Consider the following 6,854-nt stretch of genomic DNA (forward strand, 5'->3'; position numbering starts at 1 on the left):
ATTGTTTTTGATGCTCGATGCTGTGAGTGCCCACACAGATTGCTTGATTCAAATTGTTAAAGAGCGTCACGCTTATCGCGTTGAGGAGGCGCATCATACGCTCCTCACTTCGAAAGTCAAGCGGTTGTTTTCGCTTTTCTTTCGGCGCCCACTTCCTAAGGGAAGCTGGCTCATCAGGTTGGCGTGTTCCGCCGTGCTGGTAGGGGCGCATTATAGGGAGGCCGATTGCGATGACAAGGGAATTTTTGAAGAAAGTCACGGAAACTTCAAATTATCCAGTTAGAAACAACTTACCCAGTGTATATATACAATGTTATCCACAAGCTGATGATTTCAGCCCTCTTTTATTGGCATTTATCAGGATCTTCCTGGCTGAAGGAATGCCATACTGAAGCGGATAATTTACCTCAAGTGGTCCATGGTAGCGTCTGGTCGTAAAGCTGGTTACCATGAAGGTGAATAGAGTGTTGCACCTTTTTTGCTTTCATTTACAAAAGGTCTTTAAAGATGAATTTATCCAAGTTTCCCGTTTATGTGCAGGCAGCAGTTCTTGCTCTGGTATTGGCGCTGCTCGGCTATCTGGTTGCCCAGGCCCTGCAGTTCTCTCTGAAAGTCGAAGTCATTTTTGCCGCCGGTCTGGCCATTGGCGGTTTCGTGGTACCGCTCTTCCTTAACCGTGCGCCTGCCACCGCCCTCGAACAGGCGACCAGCCAGGAGACCTGTACCTTATATGTAGGCAACCTGCCCTATCGCGCCAACGAGATTGCGGTGCGCGAACTCTTTGCCGAGCAAGGTCAGGTACTGTCAGTTCGTCTGATGAAGGACAAGGCCACCGGCAAACGCAGGGGCTTCGGGTTTGTGGAGATGCCTGTCGCCGATGCGGCCAAGGCCATCGCCGCGCTCAATGACAAGGAGTATCAGCAGCGCACCCTGAAAGTGCGTGAAGCAAATGACAAGCGGGACCGGGATGAGAAGGACGTCAACGACGTCGACGCCTGATATTCAGTACACCACTTCTTCGAGTGACGACAGCCCCCAAGCTTGCAAGGGGGCTGTCAGTTTCTGGGCCCCAGCATCCAGTCGCGTGCAGTAGGCACGTCCCGTCCCCTCGCCAGGCGCCTGGACCGGCAGTGTCGCCAGCAGATGCGCCACCCGCCTTGCCACGGCAAGACCCGAATCGACCAGTTGGCATTCCGGCATCAGCTGTTTGATCTCTTCGTTGAGCAAGGGGAAGTGGGTACATCCCAGTACCAGGGTATCCGGCCTCTCCTCCCCTTCCATCCAGTCTGCGAGCACCTCTCTGAGCAGGGCCATATTGACCGGCAACCCCGCCAGCTTGCGCTCGGCTTCGATAACCAGTTCGGTGGCCCCCTTCAGCAGCACATGCTTGCCCGGGGCGAACTGGGCAATGAGTTCATGGGTATAGTCACGGCTGACGGTGCCGGGCGTTGCCAGCAGACCGATGTAGCCGTTACGGGTCAGGGCGGCGGCAGGCTTGATCGCGGGGACCACGCCGACCACGGGAATGCTGAGTGCGGTACGCAGGGATGGCAGGGCAATGGTGCTGGCGGTATTGCAGGCGATCACCACCAGATCAATGGCGTGCTCGGCCACCATGTGGCTGACCAGTCCGGTACAAGCCTCGATGAGGGCCGCCTCACTCAGCTCGCCATAGGGAAAGTGGGCATTGTCGAAACTGTAGAAATAGTTGTGCTCCGGCAGAGCGCGACGGATCTCCCCATAGACGGTCAGACCGCCCATACCGGAGTCGAACACGAGAATATTGGCCACCTGAGCTCCCCCTTGAATGCGAGGCCGCGATCATACTCCCGCCCGGCGCCAATAGAAAAGGCCCTGCCAATGGCAGGGCCCCTGATTTTTCAGATCCAGACAAGGGGATCAGAGTGCGTAGTCCACCGTCACATAGTAGGCACGCTCATCAGCCGGGTAACCCACCGAGGTCTGGTATTCCTTGTCCAGCAGGTTGCTGATCTTGCCGGAGACCTTCCAGGACGGTGCAACCTGATAGCCCACCGCCAGGTTCCACACGCTGTAACCGCCCAGCTGGGTGGTATTGGCCGCGTCACCATAACGCTCACCCTGGTAGATCCAGCTCAGGGAGCCATCGAACTGCTGCCACTGCGCCTGGCTCACCCACTTGGCCCCCTTGCGGGAGATCAGCTGCAACTGCTTGTCGGTGACCTTGTCCTTGGGATCCTTGTATTCGGCGGAAACGCGATGGCTCAGCCAGCCGGTCTCGAACTCCCCTTCCAGCTCAACCCCTTCAATCCGCGCCTTGCCGACGTTTTGCGGCGTCCACATGCCCTGGCTGTCCGGTGCCCACTGGATCATCTGCTCGAAGTCGTTGCGATAACCGGTCAAGCGCCACTCCACACCAGCGGTCTGTCCGTCCAGCATCAACTCGTGGCTTTTCGACTCTTCCGGCTTCAGATCCGGATTGCCGGACCCCGGGTAGTAGAGATCGTTGAAGGAGGGGGCACGGAAACCGGTGCCGTAACGGGCACTGAGGCGATAATCCTCAACGAAGCGCCAGCCAGCGCCGGTTTGCCAGGTGTTGTGACGTCCGAACTGCTCGTTGTCATCGCTGCGACCGCTCAGCTCGGCCTGCCAGACCTGGTTGTCAAACTGGGCCAGGGCATAGAGCCCGGTGTTGTCACGCTCATCGGCCTCACTCGGGAAGGCGACGCCAGAGGAGCGGGAACTATCGTCCAGCATGTCGCGCTGCCAGTCGGCGCCGCCCCCCAGGGTCCAGCTCTCGTCCAGCTTGACGCTGTTGACCCAGTTCAGGGTGTATTGACGGGTATAGAGTCGATCAGCGGACTGATCGCGGCCGCTGGTATCCGGGTAGTCGTAGGCATCCTGTTTGGAGAAGGCGCCGCGCAGCTCGCTCAGGTAGCGCTCGTCATGATAGCGGGAGCCGAGCTGGTAGCTCTGGTTCTCGGTCCAGGTCTCGTTGCGTTGATGAAACGCCGGGCCCCAGGCGGAAGCGGCAGAGGATCTGTCGTACTGGGCAATGTTGCGGAACCAGCGGGTCGTACCGAACAGATCCCAGTTGCTGGCCAGCGCCTGCTGATAATCCACCATGGCGTTATAGCCCCGGTGTCCATGCTTGTCGCCATCGTTCACCCCGACGATGGGATGCACGTTGTAGCCGGTCTCGTCATCGAAACCACCAGCGACCTTGATCTGACCCGCATCACCCACCTGGCTGGCGCTGCTGAAGGCAGCCTGACGCTGCTTGTGGGAGCCCGCGCCCAGGTTGAACTTGTGCTGATTGGTCCCCTGGTCCGGGCGAGTGATGATGTTGATGACCCCACCGATGGCATCGGACCCATAAATAGTGGCGCGTGCACCGCGGATATATTCGATCCGCTCCACCTGGTTGAGGGGCAGGTTGTTGAGCTCGGTCATCCCGGCGGTCAGAGAGGCGCTGCGCACCCCGTCCACCAGCACCAGGGTCTGGGAAGAGGTGCCACCACGTACCCGCAGCGAGCTGAGCTGGCCGCGGCCGCCGTTGCTGACCACTTCCACGCCGGGCAGGGTCTTGACCACGTCGGTCACGGTCTGGGCTTGCAGGCGATCGATCTCGTCACGGGTCACCACGTTGACGGGAGCCAGCACACTGGAGGCAGGCTGGGCGACACGGGTAGCGGTCACCACCATGGTGGGATTGACGGGGATGGTCAGTTGTTGGGCAAAGGCCGCCGTTGGCAACAGGGCAGCCGCCAATAATGTCTTGGACATGAGAGATCCTTAAGTTCGCGTAAGCATCTACTTCGTGGCCGGTTTCTCTCGGCCCGAAATACGAACTTTGGCAGGTCTTCGGGCTTGGGGGCTGATGGCCTACGGCGACGGCTTCCCACCTGACGGCAGTGCCCTGATGTCGCTTCGTTCCCCCTTACCGCTGCGCGCCAGCTCCGGATTCTCACCGGATTCCCTTTTAAGCATGATGCGCCAAAGCGGGGGGATTATAGGCAGAGCCGTCTTGGATGTATAGCCATCTGGATTTCTAATGTCGTTTTTACCCAAAGTCGGTGCCAAGTGGCGCAGATCCTCGCCCCCTCTCGTACCTTGAGGCTCGTTGACCGTCATTCGAGCGGGTCAAACACAAGAAATGTTGAGCCAGATCCCACGGCTTTTTGGTAACATGCGGCAAACGTTTGACATCCGAGGAAGCCGTAATGACGACCCCCCCTATGATCGGCCTGGTAATGGGCTCCGACTCTGACTGGCCCGTGATGCAGGCCGCCGCCCGCATCCTCAAGGAGCACGGCGTACCCTATGAAGCGCGCGTCGTATCCGCCCATCGCACCCCGGATCTCCTGTTTGAATATGCCGCCAGTGCGCGCGATCGCGGTCTGCGCGCCATCATCGCCGGCGCCGGCGGCGCAGCCCACCTGCCGGGCATGCTGGCCGCCAAGACCACGATCCCGGTGCTGGGCGTGCCCATCCCCACCCGCCAGCTCAAGGGGATGGATTCCCTGCTCTCCATCGTGCAGATGCCCAAGGGCGTACCGGTCGCCACCTTCGCCATCGGCGAGGCGGGTGCCGCCAATGCCGGTCTGTTCGCCGTGTCCCTGCTCTCTGTCGCCCAGGATGGCGACGCTCCCCGTTATCACCAGCAGCTCGACGGCTTCCGCGCCAAGGAGCGCGACCGGGTGCTGGCGCTCACCCTGGAGGAGCCGGCATGATACTGCCCCCCGCCACTTTGGGTATGCTCGGTGGCGGCCAGCTCGGCCGCTACTTCGTGATGTCTGCCCACCGTCTCGGCTACAAGGTGATCGTGCTGGACCCGGACCCCATCAGCATCGCCGGTGCAGCCGCCGACGAGCAGATCGTGGCCGCCTATGACGATGCCGATGCCCTGCGCGATCTGGCCAGCCGCTGCGACGCCATCACCTGCGAGTTCGAAAACGTGCCCGCCGCCTCCCTGGCCCTGCTGGAGCAGTACAAGCCGGTGCGCCCGGCCGCGAGCGCAGTACGTGTCTGTCAGGATCGCCGGGAAGAGAAAGCCTTCCTGACCCGCGCCAGCGTACCGGTCGCCCCGAACCTGACCCTGCTGCCCGGCGAGCCGCTGCCCGCCCTGCCCGGCGACCTCTTCCCCGCCATCCTCAAGACCGCCCGCGAGGGCTACGATGGCAAGGGGCAGTGGACTATCCACAATGCGGGCGAATTGCCAGCGGCCCTGGCCGCCAGCGGTGTCCCTTGCGTGCTGGAAAAACGCCTGCCACTGGAGGGGGAGTTTGCCCTCACCCTGGCCCGCAGTCCGAGCGGTGCCATCAGTGCCCTGCCCCTGGTGCAGAACTGGCACAGCGGCGGCATCCTGGATCAGACCCGCTCCCCGGCCAATGTGCCCGCCCTGGAGCGCGAGGCCCAGCGCATCGCCGAGCACATCATCGCCGCCCTCGACTATGTGGGCGTGCTGACGGTGGAGTTCTTCCTGGTCGGCGGTGAGCTACTGGTAAACGAGATGGCCCCCCGGCCCCACAATTCGGGTCACCCCAGCATCGACAACGCCGGTTGCAGCCAGTTCGAGTTGCAGGTGCGCGCCCTGTGCGATCTGCCGTTGCCGGCACAGGCTGAGGTTCAGCCCGCCATCCTGCTCAACCTGCTCGGGGATCTGTGGCAAGACGGCACGCCGGACTGGGCCGGCGCCCTGGCCCTGCCCGGGGTGCACCTTCACCTCTATGGCAAGGGCGAAGCCCGCCCCGGCCGCAAGATGGGCCACGTCACCGTCACTGGCCGCGACTGGGCGGCGGTCGAGGCCACCGCGCACCAGCTGCGCGCCCTGCTGGGTCTGCCTCCGAGCTGAGTCCACCCCTTGACATGCAAAGACCCGGGCCAAGGCCCGGGTCTAATGAGATGGTCACCCCCACCCTGTGAGCGGTACGCTGACAGGGTGTTTTTCTTTCAGGAGAGGCCATCATGGAAAACGTTGCGCTTATTGGTATTGATCTCGGTAAACACTCTTTTCACATTCACTGTCAAGACCGGTTCGGCAAGGCTCTTCTTCGCAAGAAGTTCAACCGGACAAAGCTCATCGAATCCCTCGCAACTTTTCCTGTATGCACCATCGTCATGGAGGCATGTGCCGGAGCCCATTACATGGCTCGTCGGCTGGCTGAATTTGGGCATGAGAGTAAGCTCATTTCGCCTCAATTCGTGCGCCCATTCGTCAAGAGCAACAAGAACGACTTCATCGATGCTGAAGCTATTTGCGAGGCCGCCTGCCGTCCCTCCATGCGGTTTGTAACGCCCAAGACCGAAAGCCAGCAAACGTTGGGAGCACTGCATCGTGTGCGCGAATCGTTTGTGCGCGATCGGGTTAAGGCATCGAACCAGATACACGGCTTTTTACTCGAATTTGGCATCAGTCTGCCCGTCGGTCATGCCGCCATCAAGCGCCTGCCTTCTGTGATGGCTGAACACGAGTTACCAGCGCGACTGATTACCATGTTGGAGAGGCTGCATGCCCATTTCAAGTATCTGGAGCAGCAAATTGCCGAGATCGACAAGGAACTGGCCAGCCAGCTTGGCGATGACGATCTTGGTCAGCGTCTGATGACAATCCCTGGTGTCGGCCCGATCACTGCCAGCGTGTTGGCCGCCGAGCTCGGTGACGGAAAACACTATCGATGTAGTCGTGATTTCGCGGCGTCAGTCGGATTGGTGCCACGCCAGTACAGTACTGGGGGCCGGGCAAACCTGAAGGGTATCAGCAAGCGTGGCGACAAAAATCTTAGGGAAGGTGCGAATAAGCGGGGAAATTCTTCTCGGCTGACTCAGTCATTTCATTTTTTCAGTTTGAGCCGATCTTTTCTCCCGTAAATGCC

General features: G+C 60.5%; 6 protein-coding genes, 1 pseudogene and 1 riboswitch. Of the genes and pseudogenes, 5 read left to right on the forward strand and 2 right to left on the reverse strand.

All coding sequences use genetic code 11. From position 1 onward, the window contains the following. Window positions 1-283: hypothetical protein (locus AB5Y54_RS00305; RefSeq protein ID WP_368153045.1), on the forward strand; the 283-nt coding region annotated here is incomplete at its 5' end. 224 nt (window positions 284-507) lie between these two features. Continuing rightward, the gene (locus AB5Y54_RS00310; RefSeq protein WP_029313407.1) at window positions 508-999 is read left to right on the forward strand and encodes an RNA-binding protein; all 492 of its coding nucleotides are present in this window, start codon (window positions 508-510) and stop codon (window positions 997-999) included. 3 nt (window positions 1,000-1,002) lie between these two features. Here the strand turns inward: AB5Y54_RS00310 and murI are convergent, their stop codons facing one another. Then, the gene (murI, locus tag AB5Y54_RS00315) at window positions 1,003-1,791 is read right to left on the reverse strand and encodes a glutamate racemase (RefSeq protein ID WP_010672351.1); all 789 of its coding nucleotides are present in this window, start codon (window positions 1,789-1,791) and stop codon (window positions 1,003-1,005) included. Window positions 1,792-1,899: 108 nt separating this feature from the next. Continuing rightward, complete coding sequence (locus AB5Y54_RS00320) at window positions 1,900-3,765, reverse strand: TonB-dependent receptor (protein WP_041212100.1); 1,866 nt, start codon at window positions 3,763-3,765, stop codon at window positions 1,900-1,902. Between the two features lie 51 nt (window positions 3,766-3,816). Continuing rightward, window positions 3,817-3,995: riboswitch (cobalamin riboswitch) on the reverse strand. Between the two features lie 207 nt (window positions 3,996-4,202). On the opposite strand from AB5Y54_RS00320, the gene purE reads away from it, so the two are divergent. The 3 genes and pseudogenes from purE to AB5Y54_RS00335 form a co-directional block, all read left to right on the forward strand. Continuing rightward, window positions 4,203-4,712, forward strand: coding sequence for a 5-(carboxyamino)imidazole ribonucleotide mutase (purE, locus tag AB5Y54_RS00325; protein ID WP_029313402.1), 510 nt, complete (start codon window positions 4,203-4,205; stop codon window positions 4,710-4,712). After that, window positions 4,709-5,833, forward strand: a complete 1,125-nt coding sequence (locus AB5Y54_RS00330; RefSeq protein ID WP_368153049.1) for a 5-(carboxyamino)imidazole ribonucleotide synthase — start codon at window positions 4,709-4,711, stop codon at window positions 5,831-5,833. Before purE ends, AB5Y54_RS00330 begins: the two co-directional genes overlap by 4 nt. Window positions 5,834-5,946: 113 nt before the next feature. Continuing rightward, a pseudogene (locus AB5Y54_RS00335) lies at window positions 5,947-6,765 on the forward strand (IS110-like element ISAeca3 family transposase); the annotation flags it as partial. Between the last annotated feature and the right edge of the window lie 89 nt (window positions 6,766-6,854).

The organism is Aeromonas sp. s9 (assembly GCF_040907765.1).
GTDB lineage: Bacteria > Pseudomonadota > Gammaproteobacteria > Enterobacterales > Aeromonadaceae > Aeromonas > Aeromonas caviae.

Coding starts and splice junctions, on each gene's coding strand:
- purE (WP_029313402.1), top strand. CDS start 4,203: ATGACGACCCCCCCTATGATCGGCCTGGTAATGGGCTCCGACTCTGAC.
- AB5Y54_RS00320 (WP_041212100.1), bottom strand. CDS start 3,765: ATGTCCAAGACATTATTGGCGGCTGCCCTGTTGCCAACGGCGGCCTTT.
- AB5Y54_RS00310 (WP_029313407.1), top strand. CDS start 508: ATGAATTTATCCAAGTTTCCCGTTTATGTGCAGGCAGCAGTTCTTGCT.
- AB5Y54_RS00330 (WP_368153049.1), top strand. CDS start 4,709: ATGATACTGCCCCCCGCCACTTTGGGTATGCTCGGTGGCGGCCAGCTC.